The organism is Cedecea selenatireducens, from assembly GCF_042138895.1.
In the GTDB taxonomy this organism is placed as follows: domain Bacteria; phylum Pseudomonadota; class Gammaproteobacteria; order Enterobacterales; family Enterobacteriaceae; genus Cedecea; species Cedecea selenatireducens.
On sequence record NZ_JBHIKW010000006.1, the window covers coordinates 233,776 to 248,859 of the forward strand.

At 55.7% G+C, this 15,084-nt stretch carries 17 protein-coding genes; all 17 read left to right on the plus strand.

Annotated features, from left to right (window positions below):
- The first annotated feature begins 8 nt into the window (after positions 1-8).
- The 17 genes from plsX (at position 9) to nagZ (ending at position 15,082) form a co-directional block, all read left to right on the plus strand.
- Entirely contained in the window at positions 9-1,043 is a 1,035-nt protein-coding gene (plsX, locus tag ACE38U_RS12475; protein WP_071842929.1) for a phosphate acyltransferase PlsX, read from the plus strand.
- Between the two features lie 6 nt (positions 1,044-1,049).
- A complete protein-coding gene (locus ACE38U_RS12480; RefSeq protein WP_038473641.1) occupies positions 1,050-2,003 on the plus strand; it encodes a beta-ketoacyl-ACP synthase III in 954 nt (317 codons plus the stop codon).
- A gap of 17 nt (positions 2,004-2,020) precedes the next feature.
- The gene (gene fabD / locus ACE38U_RS12485) at positions 2,021-2,950 is read left to right on the plus strand and encodes an ACP S-malonyltransferase (RefSeq protein ID WP_375529841.1); all 930 of its coding nucleotides are present in this window, start codon (positions 2,021-2,023) and stop codon (positions 2,948-2,950) included.
- A gap of 13 nt (positions 2,951-2,963) precedes the next feature.
- The gene (fabG, locus tag ACE38U_RS12490) at positions 2,964-3,698 is read left to right on the plus strand and encodes a 3-oxoacyl-ACP reductase FabG (protein ID WP_038473634.1); all 735 of its coding nucleotides are present in this window, start codon (positions 2,964-2,966) and stop codon (positions 3,696-3,698) included.
- Positions 3,699-3,852: 154 nt separating this feature from the next.
- Complete coding sequence (gene acpP, locus ACE38U_RS12495; protein WP_004157115.1) at positions 3,853-4,089, plus strand: acyl carrier protein; 237 nt, start codon at positions 3,853-3,855, stop codon at positions 4,087-4,089.
- Positions 4,090-4,174: 85 nt separating this feature from the next.
- Positions 4,175-5,416: a beta-ketoacyl-ACP synthase II gene (gene fabF / locus ACE38U_RS12500; protein WP_038473629.1), complete on the plus strand. Its 1,242-nt coding sequence runs from the start codon at positions 4,175-4,177 to the stop codon at positions 5,414-5,416.
- Positions 5,417-5,671: 255 nt separating this feature from the next.
- On the plus strand, positions 5,672-6,472 hold the full coding sequence (pabC, locus tag ACE38U_RS12505) for an aminodeoxychorismate lyase (RefSeq protein WP_176981117.1): 801 nt from the start codon (positions 5,672-5,674) through the stop codon (positions 6,470-6,472).
- 10 nt (positions 6,473-6,482) lie between these two features.
- The gene (gene yceG, locus ACE38U_RS12510; RefSeq protein WP_375529842.1) at positions 6,483-7,505 is read left to right on the plus strand and encodes a cell division protein YceG; all 1,023 of its coding nucleotides are present in this window, start codon (positions 6,483-6,485) and stop codon (positions 7,503-7,505) included.
- Positions 7,495-8,133 carry a dTMP kinase gene (gene tmk / locus ACE38U_RS12515; protein ID WP_038473620.1) on the plus strand — a complete coding sequence of 213 codons (639 nt, stop codon included), beginning with the start codon at positions 7,495-7,497 and terminating at the stop codon, positions 8,131-8,133. Before yceG ends, tmk begins: the two co-directional genes overlap by 11 nt.
- The gene (holB, locus tag ACE38U_RS12520; protein WP_375529843.1) at positions 8,133-9,140 is read left to right on the plus strand and encodes a DNA polymerase III subunit delta'; all 1,008 of its coding nucleotides are present in this window, start codon (positions 8,133-8,135) and stop codon (positions 9,138-9,140) included. The genes tmk and holB overlap by 1 nt, the downstream gene beginning before the upstream one ends.
- Positions 9,141-9,150: 10 nt before the next feature.
- Complete coding sequence (locus tag ACE38U_RS12525) at positions 9,151-9,945, plus strand: metal-dependent hydrolase (RefSeq protein WP_038473615.1); 795 nt, start codon at positions 9,151-9,153, stop codon at positions 9,943-9,945.
- 301 nt (positions 9,946-10,246) lie between these two features.
- Positions 10,247-11,680: a PTS glucose transporter subunit IIBC gene (ptsG, locus tag ACE38U_RS12530; protein WP_038473612.1), complete on the plus strand. Its 1,434-nt coding sequence runs from the start codon at positions 10,247-10,249 to the stop codon at positions 11,678-11,680.
- Between the two features lie 171 nt (positions 11,681-11,851).
- A complete protein-coding gene (gene hinT, locus ACE38U_RS12535) occupies positions 11,852-12,208 on the plus strand; it encodes a purine nucleoside phosphoramidase (RefSeq protein WP_008453457.1) in 357 nt (118 codons plus the stop codon).
- Positions 12,209-12,212: 4 nt separating this feature from the next.
- Entirely contained in the window at positions 12,213-12,596 is a 384-nt protein-coding gene (locus ACE38U_RS12540; RefSeq protein WP_038473609.1) for a YcfL family putative periplasmic lipoprotein, read from the plus strand.
- Complete coding sequence (gene lpoB / locus ACE38U_RS12545) at positions 12,593-13,234, plus strand: penicillin-binding protein activator LpoB (protein ID WP_038473606.1); 642 nt, start codon at positions 12,593-12,595, stop codon at positions 13,232-13,234. Before ACE38U_RS12540 ends, lpoB begins: the two co-directional genes overlap by 4 nt.
- A complete protein-coding gene (thiK, locus tag ACE38U_RS12550; RefSeq protein ID WP_375529844.1) occupies positions 13,212-14,069 on the plus strand; it encodes a thiamine kinase in 858 nt (285 codons plus the stop codon). Before lpoB ends, thiK begins: the two co-directional genes overlap by 23 nt.
- Positions 14,057-15,082 (plus strand): beta-N-acetylhexosaminidase, encoded by a 1,026-nt coding sequence (nagZ, locus tag ACE38U_RS12555; RefSeq protein ID WP_375529845.1) that lies wholly within the window; start codon positions 14,057-14,059, stop codon positions 15,080-15,082. Before thiK ends, nagZ begins: the two co-directional genes overlap by 13 nt.
- The last annotated feature ends 2 nt before the right edge of the window (positions 15,083-15,084 follow it).

Here is a 15,084-nt window from a genome sequence, read left to right on the forward strand (position 1 = left end):
GCGCAACCTTGAGACGTCTAACCCTAGCGTTAGATGCCATGGGTGGGGACTTCGGTCCTTCCGTGACAGTGCCTGCAGCTTTGCAGGCACTGGACTCTAACACTTCGCTTAATCTTCTTTTAGTCGGCAATCCCGACGCTATCTCGCCATTACTTGCCAAAGCTGATTTCGAGCAACGCTCGCGTCTGCAGATTATCCCTGCGGAATCGGTTATTGCCAGTGATGCCAGACCTTCTCAGGCGATTCGTGCCAGCCGCGGTTCGTCAATGCGCATTGCGCTTGAGCTGGTGAAAGAGGGGCGGGCGGAGGCCTGCGTCAGTGCCGGAAACACCGGCGCGCTGATGGGGCTTGCAAAATTACTGCTCAAACCTATTGAGGGGATTGAGCGCCCGGCGCTGATGACGGTATTACCGCACCAGCAAAAGGGCAAAACGGTGGTGCTTGATCTCGGCGCTAACGTAGACTGCGACAGCACGATGCTGGTGCAGTTTGCCATTATGGGCTCTGTAATGGCCGAAGAGGTGCTCGGTATCAGTCGCCCTAAAGTGGCGTTACTGAACATCGGCGAAGAAGAGACTAAGGGGCTGGACAGTATCCGTGAGGCCTCTGCTTTATTAAAAACAATGCCTTCAATGAACTATATTGGATACCTTGAGGCCAATGAATTGCTCACCGGCAAGACCGATGTGCTGGTCTGTGATGGTTTTGTCGGTAACGTCACACTCAAGACGATGGAAGGTGTTGTCAGGATGTTCCTTTCGCTGCTCAAATCGCAGGGGGAAGGGAAAAAAAGGTCGTGGTGGCTGATTATATTGAAGAAGTGGCTACAAAAGCGCCTGATACGGCGATTCGGTCACCTCAACCCCGACCAGTATAATGGCGCCTGTCTGTTAGGATTGCGCGGCACGGTGATTAAGAGTCACGGTGCGGCCAATCAGCGAGCGTTTGCTGTCGCGATTGAACAGGCAGTGCAGGCGGTGCAGCGGCAAGTCCCCCAGCGGATTGGCGCTCGCCTGGAATCTGTATTACCTAAGAGTGACTGAGCGTACATGTATACGAAGATTATTGGTACCGGCAGCTTCCTGCCTGAACAAGTGCGTACTAACGCTGACCTGGAAAAAATGGTCGATACGTCTGACGAGTGGATTGTCACCCGCACAGGTATCCGTGAACGCCGTATTGCTGGCCCGACTGAAACGGTTTCGACCATGGGTTACGAAGCCGCAATCCGCGCGCTGGACATGGCCGGCATTGATAAAAATGACATCGGCCTGATCGTTGTTGCGACAACGTCTTCAACGCATGCTTTCCCAAGCGCGGCGTGCCAGATTCAGTCCATGCTCGGGATTAAAGGCTGCCCGGCGTTTGACGTGGCTGCCGCCTGTGCGGGCTTTACCTATGCGCTGAGCATTGCCGATCAGTACGTTAAGTCTGGCGCCGTTAAAAACGCGCTGGTTATCGGGGCTGATGTGCTGGCGCGGACCTGCGATCCTACCGATCGCGGCACGATCATTATTTTTGGCGACGGCGCAGGTGCCGTCGTGCTGGGTGCATCTGAAGAGCAGGGCATCATTTCTACGCATCTGCACGCAGACGGCAGCTATGGTGACCTGCTGACGCTGCCGAACGTCGATCGCGTGAATCCTGAGAATTCAATTCACCTGACGATGGCCGGGAACGAAGTCTTTAAAGTCGCGGTGACCGAGCTGGCTCACATCGTCGACGAGACTCTGGCAGCAAATAACCTCGATCGCTCCGCGCTTGACTGGCTGGTGCCGCATCAGGCTAACCTGCGCATCATCAGCGCGACCGCGAAAAAACTCGGCATGCCGATGGATAACGTCGTCGTGACGCTGGATCGCCATGGCAATACGTCTGCCGCTTCCGTACCGGCAGCGCTGGACGAAGCGGTACGCGATGGTCGCATCAAACGCGGTCAGCTGGTACTGCTGGAAGCGTTCGGCGGTGGCTTCACCTGGGGCTCTGCACTGGTTCGTTTTTGATTAAAGGAATTTTCGACATGACGCAATTCGCTATGGTGTTTCCGGGACAGGGTTCCCAGTCCGTTGGCATGCTGGCCGATCTCGCCGCAGGCTATCCGGTGATTGAAGCCACGTTCCGCGAAGCTTCTGATGCGCTGGGTTATGACCTGTGGGCGCTGACCCAGCAGGGGCCAGCGGAAGAGCTGAATAAAACCTGGCAGACTCAGCCTGCGCTGTTGACGGCCTCCGTCGCATTATGGCGCGTTTGGCAGCAGCAGGGCGGTAAAGTACCTGCACTGCTGGCGGGTCACAGCCTGGGTGAATATTCCGCGCTGGTTTGCGCTGGCGTCATTGATTTCGCCGATGCCGTTCGTCTGGTCGAGCTGCGCGGCAAGCTGATGCAGGATGCCGTTCCGGAAGGAACCGGCGCGATGTCCGCTATCATCGGCCTCGACGATGCTTCCATTGCAAAAGCCTGTGAAGAGTCAGCGCAGGGACAGGTTGTCTCTCCGGTGAACTTTAACTCTCCGGGCCAGGTCGTTATCGCCGGTAACAAAGAAGCCGTTGAGCGTGCCGGAGCCGCCTGTAAAGCCGCTGGCGCAAAACGCGCTCTGCCGCTGCCGGTTAGCGTACCGTCTCACTGCGCGCTGATGAAGCCTGCGGCCGACAAACTGGCGGTAGCGCTGGAAAATATTACCTTTAACGCACCGGCTATTCCGGTCGTGAACAACGTTGACGTGAAGTGCGAAACCTCACCGGAAGCCATTCGTAGCGCGCTGGTTCGCCAGCTCTACAGCCCGGTGCAGTGGACCAAATCCGTAGAATTTATTGCGGCACAGGGCGTCTCCCATTTGCTGGAGGCTGGCCCAGGTAAAGTGCTGACCGGGCTGACCAAACGTATTGTTGACACCATGACGGCAGCGGCCATTAACGAGCCGGCTACGCTGTCAGCGGCGCTTGAACAATAAGACGAGGAAAACCATGAGTTTTGAAGGAAAAATTGCGCTGGTAACCGGCGCTAGCCGTGGTATTGGCCGTGCTATCGCTGAGACTTTAGTGGCTCGCGGTGCAAAAGTTATCGGTACCGCGACCAGCGAAAGCGGCGCGCAGGCCATCAGTGATTATCTGGGCGAAAACGGCAAAGGCTTCATGCTGAACGTGACCGATCCGGCTTCTATCGACGCCGTGCTGGACAGCATTCGCAAAGAGTTTGGCGAAGTCGATATTCTGGTGAACAACGCCGGGATCACTCGCGATAATCTGCTGATGCGCATGAAAGATGATGAGTGGAACGACATTGTCGAAACCAACCTGTCATCTGTTTTCCGTCTGTCAAAAGCGGTAATGCGAGCTATGATGAAAAAGCGTCATGGGCGTATTATCTCTATCGGTTCTGTGGTTGGTACCATGGGAAATGCTGGTCAGGCTAACTACGCTGCGGCGAAGGCTGGTTTGATTGGCTTCAGTAAATCGCTGGCGCGTGAAGTTGCGTCCCGCGGTATTACTGTGAACGTTGTTGCTCCGGGCTTTATTGAAACGGACATGACGCGTGCGCTCTCTGATGAACAGCGTGCGGGTATTCTGGCGCAGGTTCCTGCGGGTCGCTTAGGCGGCGCAAATGAAATCGCCAGTGCTGTAGCATTTTTAGCCTCTGACGAAGCTGGGTACATCTCTGGTGAGACCCTTCACGTCAATGGCGGAATGTATATGGTTTAATCACGGTGAAAAATATTTGCGTTATTTGGGTGAATGCCCGCAAAATAGCGTAAAATCGTGGTTTGACCAGCCGGGATTTGGTTGCATCTTTTCAAACATTTTATACACTACGAAAACCATCGCGAAAGCGAGTTTTGATAGGAAATTTAAGAGTATGAGCACTATCGAAGAACGCGTTAAGAAAATCATTGGCGAACAACTGGGCGTTAAGCAAGAAGAAGTAGTGAACACCGCTTCCTTCGTTGAGGACCTGGGCGCTGATTCTCTTGACACCGTTGAGCTGGTAATGGCTCTGGAAGAAGAGTTTGATACTGAGATTCCGGACGAAGAAGCTGAGAAAATCACTACCGTTCAGGCTGCCATTGATTACATCAACGGTCACCAGGCGTAAGTGAACATCTCCAGGCGGTCATTCGACCGCCTGAGTTTTATCTGAATTATCCCACTAGTATTTTATCCCTCCCTGGAGGACAAACGTGTCTAAGCGTCGTGTAGTTGTGACCGGACTGGGCATGTTGTCTCCTGTCGGCAATACCGTAGAGTCTACCTGGAAAGCTCTCCTTGCCGGTCAGAGTGGCATCAGCCTGATCGACCATTTCGATACTAGCGCCTATGCAACGAAATTTGCTGGCTTAGTAAAGGATTTTAACTGTGAAGACATTATCTCGCGCAAAGATCAGCGCAAGATGGATGAATTCATTCAATATGGAATTGTTGCTGGCATTCAGGCCATGCAGGATTCTGGCCTGGAAGTAACGGAAGAAAATGCGACTCGTATCGGTGCTGCAATTGGCTCTGGTATCGGTGGCCTGACGCTTATCGAAGAGAACCACACCTCGTTAGTTAACGGTGGCCCTCGTAAGATCAGCCCGTTCTTCGTGCCTTCGACCATCGTCAACATGGTGGCAGGTCATCTGACCATTATGCTGGGTCTGCGTGGTCCGAGCATTTCCATTGCCACGGCTTGTACCTCTGGCGTGCACAATATCGGTCATGCGGCGCGTATTATTGCCTACAATGATGCCGATGTGATGCTGGCCGGTGGCGCAGAGAAAGCCAGTAGCCCGCTGGGCGTGGGTGGTTTTGGCGCGGCTCGTGCACTGTCTACCCGTAACGATAACCCGCAAGCGGCAAGCCGCCCGTGGGATAAAGATCGTGATGGCTTCGTGCTGGGCGACGGCGCAGGCGTTATCGTGCTGGAAGAGTACGAACACGCGAAAAAACGCGGCGCGAAAATTTATGCGGAAGTTGTTGGTTTTGGGATGAGCAGCGATGCTTACCACATGACTTCTCCACCAGAAAACGGTGCAGGTGCTGCGCTGGCGATGGAAAACGCACTGCGCGATGCAGGGATCTCTGCGGGGCAGATTGGCTACGTCAACGCCCACGGAACCTCAACGCCAGCAGGCGATAAAGCCGAAACGCAGGCGGTTAAGTCTATCTTTGGTGCTGATGCGAGCCGCGTAATGGTGAGCTCAACCAAATCGATGACCGGCCACCTGTTAGGCGCGGCGGGGGCAGTAGAGTCCATCTACTCAATCCTTGCGCTGCGCGATCAGGCTGTTCCGCCGACCATCAACCTCGATAACCCGGATGTTGGCTGCGACCTCGACTTTGTGCCGCACGAAGCTCGCCAGGTTAGCGGTATGGAGTACACCCTGTGTAACTCCTTCGGTTTCGGTGGTACTAACGGTTCTCTGATCTTCAAGAAGGTCTAACCGTTTCTGAAAGGGCCCGCTTACGGGCCCTCAGATTGATGACAAACAGCCGAAAACGTGGTTTTCGACTGTTTGGGGCAAGCCAGTGAACACAATTCATTGTTTTTATAAGTCCCGGGTCGGGGCATTTTGAAGCAATGAACTTCGCTAGCCGTCTCAGGGGCCCTTACGGGCCCTTTTGCTGTTCAGAATTCCCCTCTTGTCGCCCGCGAATCCCTCTGGCAACCTTACGTTTCCGTCACCTGAGGAATCTCTATGTTTCTTATCAATGGTCAGTGGCAGGACGCACTCCCGGCAAACGACCGGGCGATTCAGTTTGGCGATGGCTGTTTTACCACGGCAAGCGTCATCGACGGCGCCGTTCGCTTTCAGGCCGATCATCTTCGCCGTCTGCAGCAGGCCTGCGAGGCGCTGACGATCGCGCCGGTTGACTGGGGCAGGCTCAACGAAGAGATGACTATGCTGGCAGCATCCGAATCCCGTGCCGTTCTGAAGGTGATTATTTCTCGTGGGGCCGGCGGGCGCGGCTATAGCGCCTCAAATTGTACGCAGCCTACGCGAATGCTTTCCCTCTCGCCTTATCCTGCTTTTTACTCCGCCTGGCGCGGGCAGGGGATTACGTTGGCGCTCAGCCCGGTAAAATTAGGGATCAATCCTGCCCTGGCAGGCATTAAACATCTTAACCGGCTTGAACAGGTGCTTATCCGTACGCATCTTGAACAGACGACTGCCCAGGAGGCGCTGGTTCTTGACAGCCAGGGGAGCCTGGTGGAATGCTGTGCGGCTAATTTATTCTGGCGCAAAGGACGTGACGTTTACACCCCGCGTATCGACGGTGCAGGCGTTAATGGCACCATGCGGCAGCGCATCATTTCGCATCTCAGCGGTTCCCCATGGAGGATCCATGAGGTCAGCGAAGGGCCAGAAACTCTGGCGGGTGCGGATGAGGTCATTATTTGCAACGCGCTGATGCCGGTGGTGCCGGTAAACCAGGCCCAGGACTGGCAGTATACGTCGCGCGAGCTTTACCGTTTTTTAGCCCCACTTTGTGAGTAACCGATTACCGATGAAAAAGATTTTACGTTTCTTTCTGGTTCTGTTGATTGTCCTGGGAATCGCCGCCGGGGCTGGCATGTGGAAGGTACGCCAGCTGGCAAAAGCGCCGCTGCCGATCAATCAGGAAACCATTTTCACGCTGAAGCAGGGCACCGGGCGCCTGGCGCTGGGCACCCAGCTTTATGAAGAGAAACTGATCGTGCGACCGCGTGTCTTTCAGTGGCTGCTGCGCGTAGAGCCTGAGCTGGCGAATTTTAAGGCGGGTACCTATCGCCTCACGCCGGGGATGACGGTCACCGACATGCTGCACCTGCTCGCCAGCGGAAAAGAAGCCCAGTTCCCGCTGCGATTGGTTGAAGGTATGCGCCTGAGCGATTTACTCGAACAGCTGCGTGACGCGCCTTATATTCAGCACACGCTAAAAGACGACAGCTATGCGACCGTGGCGGAAACGCTCAAATTTGAGCACCCGGAGTGGGTTGAAGGCTGGTTCTACCCGGACACCTGGATGTACACCGCCAATACCACGGACGTTGCCTTGCTCAAGCGCGTTCATCAAAAAATGGTCAAAGCTGTGGCACAAGCATGGGAAAGCAAGGTCGACGGTTTACCGTACAAAACTGAAAACGACCTGGTGACCATGGCCTCAATTATTGAGAAAGAGACCGCGGTGGCGGGTGAGCGTGACCAGGTCGCTTCTGTCTTTATCAACCGCCTGCGCATCGGCATGCGTCTGCAGACCGATCCAACCGTTATCTACGGGATGGGCGACAGCTATAATGGTAAGCTAACGCGCAAAGATCTCGAGACGCCGACGCCTTATAACACCTATGTGATTAGCGGCATGCCGCCGGGGCCGATTGCCGTGCCGAGCGAGGCGTCTTTGCAGGCGGCCGCGCACCCGGCTAAAACGCCGTATCTCTATTTTGTTGCTGATGGTAAGGGCGGCCATACCTTTAGCACTAACCTCGCCAGCCATAACAAGGCGGTACAGGTTTATATCAAAGCTCTCAAGGATAAGAATGGACAGTAAATTTATCGTCATCGAAGGACTGGAAGGCGCGGGGAAAACCAACGCCCATAACGTGGTTGTGGCGACGTTAAAAGAGCTGGGTATCAGCGAGATGACTTTTACGCGTGAGCCCGGCGGCACGCCGCTCGCTGAACGCCTGCGCGAGCTAACGCTCAACAACGCCGGCATCGGCGATGAGAAGGTGACCGATAAAGCAGAGGTGCTGATGTTTTACGCGGCACGCATCCAACTGGTAGAGACGGTTATCAAACCGGCATTGGCGCGCGGTAGCTGGGTTATTGGCGACCGCCACGATCTCTCCACCCAGGCGTATCAGGGGGGAGGGCGTCAGATTGACCAGAACCTGCTGATGGCGCTGCGCAATACCGTGCTGGGTGATTTTTATCCTGACCTGACAATTTATCTCGACGTGACGCCGGAAGTAGGCCTGACGCGCGCGCGCGCTCGTGGCGAGCTTGACCGCATTGAGCAGGAATCAATCGACTTCTTTAACCGTACTCGTGCTCGCTATCTGGAACTGGCCAACAGCGACAGACGCATTAAAACTATCGATGCGACTCAGCCGTTGGATGACGTTTCCCTGGCCGTGCGCGAGGCCGTTCTGAGCTGGTTCCGGGAGCAAAAATAGTGAAATGGTATCCGTGGCTACGCGGCGCGTTTGAGCAGCTTATCGGCCAGTATCAGGCCGGCCGCGGACATCATGCTCTGTTGGTTCATGCCCTACCGGGGTTGGGCGATGATGCCTTAATCTACGCCCTCTGCCGCTGGCTGATGTGCCAAAGCCCGGAAGGCAACAAAAGCTGCGGCCGCTGCCATAGCTGCCAGCTGATGCAGGCGGGAACGCATCCCGACAGCTACTCCCTTGAGGTAGAAAAGGGCAAATCAAGCCTCGGGATTGATGCGGTTCGCGTCATTACCGAAAAGCTTTACGGTCATGCCCAGCAGGGCGGGGCCAAAGTTGTCTGGCTTAAAGATGCCGATATGCTGACCGAAGCCGCGGCGAACGCGCTGCTGAAAACGCTGGAAGAACCGCCGAAAAATACCTGGTTCTTTCTGAGCAGCCGCGAGCCTGCGCATTTGCCCGCGACGTTGCGCAGCCGCTGCCTTTACTGGCACCTTGCGCCGCCGGACGAAGGTTTTTCTCTTGCGTGGCTGGGGCGTGAAATAACTATGTCCGCAGAGGAGCTGCAGGCTGCTTTACGCCTCAGCTCTGGGGCGCCCGCCGCCGCGCTTGCCCTCCTGCAGCCGGACCAGTGGAAGGCCCGCCAGCAGCTTTGTGAGAAGCTGACTCAGGCGGAGGATGCCGGCAATATGCTGGCACTGCTACCGGCGTTGAATCATGAGGACGCCGCTCGCCGCCTTCACTGGCTGTGCGCGCTGCTTCTGGATGCTCTCAAGTGGCAGCAGGGCGCCGGGGCCTGGTTAACAAATGCTGATATGCAGCCGTTAGTCGCCAGGCTTAGCGCCCGATATTCTGCTGCCGTATTGCAGAGCCTTTTACACCATTTGTTCACCTGTCGCGAAGAGCTGCTCAACGTGGTGGGTGTTAACCGCGAGCTGTTGCTCACGGAAAGCCTTCTTACGTGGGAGCGTCTGGCAAGGCCTGGCGCACTGCTTCACTCACATCATCTCTAAGAGTATTACTATGTTTCTGGTCGACTCACACTGCCATCTCGATGGCCTGGATTATCAATCCCTGCATAAAAACGTTGATGACGTTCTGGACAAAGCCGCCGCCAGGGACGTGAAGTTTTGCCTGGCCGTTGCCACGACCCTGGAAGGTTACCGCGGCATGCGCGAGCTGGTGGGCGAGCGCGATAACGTGGCCTTCTCGTGTGGCGTGCATCCACTGAATCAGGATGAAGAGTACGACGTTGAAGATCTGCGCCGTCTGGCCGCCGAGCCGGGCGTTATCGCGATGGGGGAAACGGGGCTGGATTACTTCTATACGCCGGAAACAAAACCGCGCCAGCAGGAATCGTTTCGTCACCACATTCGTATCGGTCGCGAGCTGAACAAGCCGGTGATTGTGCATACCCGTGATGCCCGCGCCGATACCCTGAGCATTCTGCAGGAAGAAAAAGTGACAGAGTGCGGTGGGGTACTACACTGTTTCACGGAAGACAGAGAAACGGCGGGCAAGCTGCTGGATATGGGGTTTTATATTTCGTTCTCCGGCATTGTGACCTTCCGCAATGCCGAGCAGCTGCGTGATGCGGCGCGTTATGTGCCGCTGGACAGAATGCTGGTGGAAACGGACTCGCCGTATCTTGCGCCGGTGCCGCATCGCGGCAAAGAAAACCAGCCGGCCATGACGCGCGATGTGGCCGAGTATATGGCCGTATTGAAGGGCGTTTCGCTGGAAGAACTGGCGACCGCGACGACGCAGAACTTTGCTGATTTGTTCCACATCCCCTTGTCCCGCCTGCAATCTCTCTGAAATCCATAGTTATTTTAAAGCTCGTAATTAATAGCCTAAGCGAGTAAAGTGCACCGCCATAAAATGGGCGGTGCATGCTCGTTTTGAATCATTTGTACGCGTGTTATGTAAATTAATGAAAGTTTTTCGCGCGGCTGGCTGAGAAACGTGATAGCCGTCAAACAAAATTTTCGTTATTTATTTTACTCTGCGTAATAAATAAAAGGACACTTAGATGTCCTGTTTATGAACCGGTTCTCCCCCCGGTTCGATGCGTAAATGCGTACAAAAAAAGCACAAATACTCAGGAGCACTCTCTATTATGTTTAAGAATGCATTTGCTAACCTGCAAAAGGTGGGTAAATCGCTGATGCTGCCAGTATCCGTACTGCCTATCGCAGGTATTCTGCTAGGCGTCGGTTCTGCAAACTTCAGCTGGCTGCCGGTTGTTGTATCCCATGTTATGGCGGAAGCGGGCGGTTCTGTCTTCGCCAACATGCCGCTTATCTTTGCTATCGGTGTTGCGCTGGGCTTCACTAATAACGACGGCGTGTCTGCTCTGGCTTCAGTCGTGGCCTATGGCATCATGGTGAAAACCATGGCCGTGGTTGCGCCTTTGGTTCTGCACCTGCCTGCGGAAGAAATTGCCGCTAAACACCTGGCGGACACCGGCGTTCTCGGCGGTATCATCTCCGGTGCAATTGCCGCATACATGTTTAACCGTTTCTACCGCATCAAGCTGCCTGAGTATCTGGGCTTCTTCGCCGGTAAACGCTTTGTGCCGATCATCTCCGGCCTGGCCGCTATCTTCACCGGTATTGTGCTGTCCTTCATCTGGCCACCAATCGGTACGGCTATTCAGACCTTCTCTCAGTGGGCTGCATACCAGAACCCGGTCGTTGCCTTCGGTATCTATGGCTTCATCGAGCGCTGCCTGGTACCGTTTGGTCTGCACCATATCTGGAACGTTCCATTCCAGATGCAGATTGGTGAATACACCAATGCTGCGGGCCAGGTGTTCCACGGTGATATCCCACGTTATATGGCAGGCGACCCAACTGCGGGCAAACTGTCCGGTGGCTTCCTGTTCAAAATGTACGGCCTGCCGGCTGCGGCGATTGCTATCTGGCACTCTGCTAAACCAGAGAACCGTGCAAAAGTGGGCGGGATCATGATCTCCGCCGCGCTGACTTCGTTCCTGACCGGTATCACCGAGCCAATCGAATTCTCCTTCATGTTCGTGGCGCCGATCCTGTACGTGATTCACGCGATTCTGGCGGGTCTGGCATTCCCAATCTGTATTCTGCTGGGTATGCGTGACGGGACGTCGTTCTCTCACGGTCTGATTGACTTCATCGTGCTGAGCGGTAACAGCAGCAAACTGTGGCTGTTCCCAATTGTCGGTATCTGCTACGCGATCGTGTATTACACCATCTTCCGCGTACTGATTAAGGCACTGGATCTGAAAACCCCGGGTCGTGAAGACGCCACCGCAGAAACCACCGCTGGCGTCACCAGCGAAATGGCTCCTGCCCTGGTTAGCGCTTTCGGCGGTAAAGAAAACATCACTAACCTCGACGCTTGTATCACCCGTCTGCGTGTTAGCGTGGCCGACGTTGCCAAAGTCGACCAGGCTGGCCTGAAGAAGCTGGGTGCAGCAGGTGTAGTTGTCGCAGGTTCCGGCGTTCAGGCTATTTTCGGCACCAAGTCCGATAACCTGAAAACCGAAATGGATGAGTGGATCCGTAACAACTAAGTTTGTTCGGGGAGCGATAAGGGAGGCGAAAGCCTCCCTTTTTTGTTGCTGACAAAGCATGAATTTGTTTTAAAGGTCAGCACTTAACCAAAGAAAAGCGTTCAGAAGGTTGAGTCAAATGAGCGCCTCGCTCATACTCCCATCACCGTTTTCTCCTTCAAGGAACAGGTCATGGCCGAAGAAACTATTTTCAGTAAAATTATTCGTCGTGAAATTCCGGCGGATGTGGTTTATCAGGACGAACTGGTTACCGCATTTCGTGATATTTCCCCGCAGGCGCCTACCCACATTCTCATCATTCCTAACGTGCTCATCCCTACCGCCAATGACGTTAAGGCAGAGCACGAACTTGCGCTGGGGCGCATGATGACCGTTGCGGCTAAAATTGCAGAGCAGGAAGGGATTGCCGCTGACGGCTACCGCCTGATCATGAACTGCAACCGTCACGGTGGGCAGGAGGTATACCATATTCACATGCACCTGCTGGGTGGCCGTCCGCTTGGCCCAATGCTGGCGCATAAGGACTGATCCGATGCCGCGCTTTTCCCTGTGTTTATTAGCCATGCTGCTGGTGGCAGGCTGTAGCTCTCGCCCGGCCATTCCGGTGAACGGTGACCAGACGTTGGTTATGGAAGCGGCGGTGCTTGCCGCCGGGATTAGCGCTGAAAAACCGGATATCTCTCAGCGCAACGGTGCCACGGTGGCCGAGTCGTCGCTGTATAATGAGCAGCATAAACCGGTCACGCTGTACTATCGTTTCTACTGGTACGATGCAAAAGGGCTGGAAATCCACCCGCTTGAAAAAGTGCGTACCCTCGTTCTCCCGGCGCAGTCTTCGCAGCGTATTGACTCGACTGCAGCCTGGCCTGGAGCTAAAAAAGTACGTCTTTCTCTCTCTGTAAGGAGCGAATTTTGATTAGGGGACTTCATCGTTATCTGGCCGTCACCGCGGTGGCGCTGATACTGACCGGGTGTATTAATCGCGGCGAGCAGCCGGCCCCGGTAGAAGAGGCTAAACCAGGCGTTGAGCAGCCAGCTCAGCCGGAGCCGACGGTACCAACGGTCCCGACCGTGCCAACGCAGCCTGGCCCTGTTGAACAACCAGAGCCGACGATCCCGGCGCAGCCAAAAGTGCGGACCTACGACTGGAACAGCTCCATGCAGCCGATGGTCAGTAAAATGCTGCAGGCGGAAGGCGTGACGCCAGGTAGCGTTCTGCTGGTGGACAGCGTCAACAACCGCACCAACGGCAGTCTGCAAACCAGCAGCGCGACGGAAGCCCTGCGCGGTGCGCTGGCGAACAATAACAAGTTTACGCTGGTCTCTGCCCAGCAGCTCTCTATGGCGAAGCAGCAGCTTGGGCTCTCGCCGCAGGACAGCCTGGGCACGCGAAGCAAAGCCATCGGCATTGCGCGTAACACCGGTGCGCAGTACGTGCTCTATACCAACGCCAGCGGCAACGTGAACACGCCAACGCTGAAAATGCAGCTGATGCTGGTGCAGACCGGCGAAATCATCTGGTCGGGTAGCGGTGCTGTTCAGCAAACCAACTAAGGCATCGCTCGATGCGGCAGTAACTCGATATCTTCCGGCGGCTCAGGCTGCCGGTTGTTTTTCTGCTCTTGAAGGCCTCAGCGGCACAAGCTATCGGGTCGTCAGCGAGGGCGAATGTTTTGCCGCGAGAAGACTTCCCGATGCACGCCTGCCCGGCATCTCTCTTCAGCGTCATTATCGTGCGCTAAAGCGTTTACCGGCGGGGATTGCCCCAAAACCTTATTGTCTGGCAGAAGGCTGGCTGTTCACCCGCTGGCTCGACGGGGAGGTTTCGCCGAACCTGGCCCCGCTCACTGAATTAACAAGCCTGTTATATTATCTTCATCGCCAGCCGTGCTTTGGCTGGCGGATTAGCCTTGTCCCGCTGCTGGAGTACTACTGGCAGGTAAGCAGCCCGAAAAGACGCACCCTGAGCTGGCTACGTGAATTAAAGCGCCTGAAGCGTCGCAAAGAGCCCCGGCCTCTTCGGCTGGCGCCGCTGCATATGGATGTTCATGCAGGGAATCTCGTGCGGCAGGGTGAAAAGCTGGGGCTTATCGACTGGGAATATGCCGGGGACGGCGATATTGCGCTCGAGCTGGCGGCGGTGCAGGCCGCGAACGTTGTCGATGGCGAAGCGTTGTTGGGGCTATATGCCGGGCACGCTTCGCTCTGCGTCGAGCGTCTTCGTCGCCAGGTTGCGCGCTGGCAGCCGTGGATTGCGTTACTTATGGCGTCCTGGTACGAATGCCGCTGGCAGCAAACCGGGGAGCAAAACTTTATTACGCTGGCAGACGACGCATGGCGCGCGCTGCGGGCGATGAAACATCAGGAGAGAGTATTGTGGGCCCAGTAATGTTGGATGTGGCCGGCTTTGAGCTGGATGCCGAAGAGCGTGAAATTTTGCAGCACCCTCTGGTCGGCGGTTTGATTCTTTTTACCCGTAACTACCACGATCCGGAGCAGCTGCGCGAGCTGGTTCGCCAGATCCGTGAAGCTTCGTACAACCGTCTGGTTGTGGCCGTCGACCAGGAAGGCGGGCGCGTCCAGCGCTTCCGTGAGGGGTTTACTCGCCTGCCTGCGGCGCAATCTTTTGCGGCACTTCGCGGGCTCGAAGAGGGCGGCAAGCTGGCGGCAGAAGCAGGCTGGCTGATGGCGAGCGAAATGATCGCCATGGATATCGACATCAGCTTCGCGCCGGTGCTGGATATCGGGCATATCAGCGCGGCGATTGGCGAGCGCTCTTATCATGAAGATCCGTCCAAAGCGCTGGCGATGGCAACCCGTTTTATCGACGGTATGCATGCCGCAGGCATGAAAACCACCGGCAAACACTTCCCGGGCCACGGCGCGGTCACCGCTGATTCCCACAAAGAAACGCCGCACGACCCGCGGCCTAAAGCGGAAATTCGCGAGCATGATATGCGTATTTTTGCCTCGCTGATTAGCGAGAACAAGCTGGATGCCATCATGCCAGCCCACGTCATCTACGATGAAGTTGACCCACGCCCGGCGAGCGGTTCGGAGTATTGGCTAAAAACGGTACTGCGAGGAGAGCTGGGCTTTAACGGCGTTATCTTCTCCGACGATCTGTCGATGGAAGGCGCGGCCATCATGGGCAGTTACGCCGAACGCGGGCAGGCATCGCTGGACGCGGGTTGCGATATGATCCTCGTCTGCAATAATCGTAGTGGGGCGGTGAGCGTGCTGGATAACCTGTCGCCGGTCAAAGCAGAACGTGTTACAGGTTTGTATCATAAAGGTTCATTTACCCGTCAGGAGCTGCGTTCATCGGCGCGCTGGAAGCAGGTGAACCAGCAGCTGGAGGCGCTGCACGAGCAGTGGCAGGCCCAGAAGGCGGGCGTCTAATA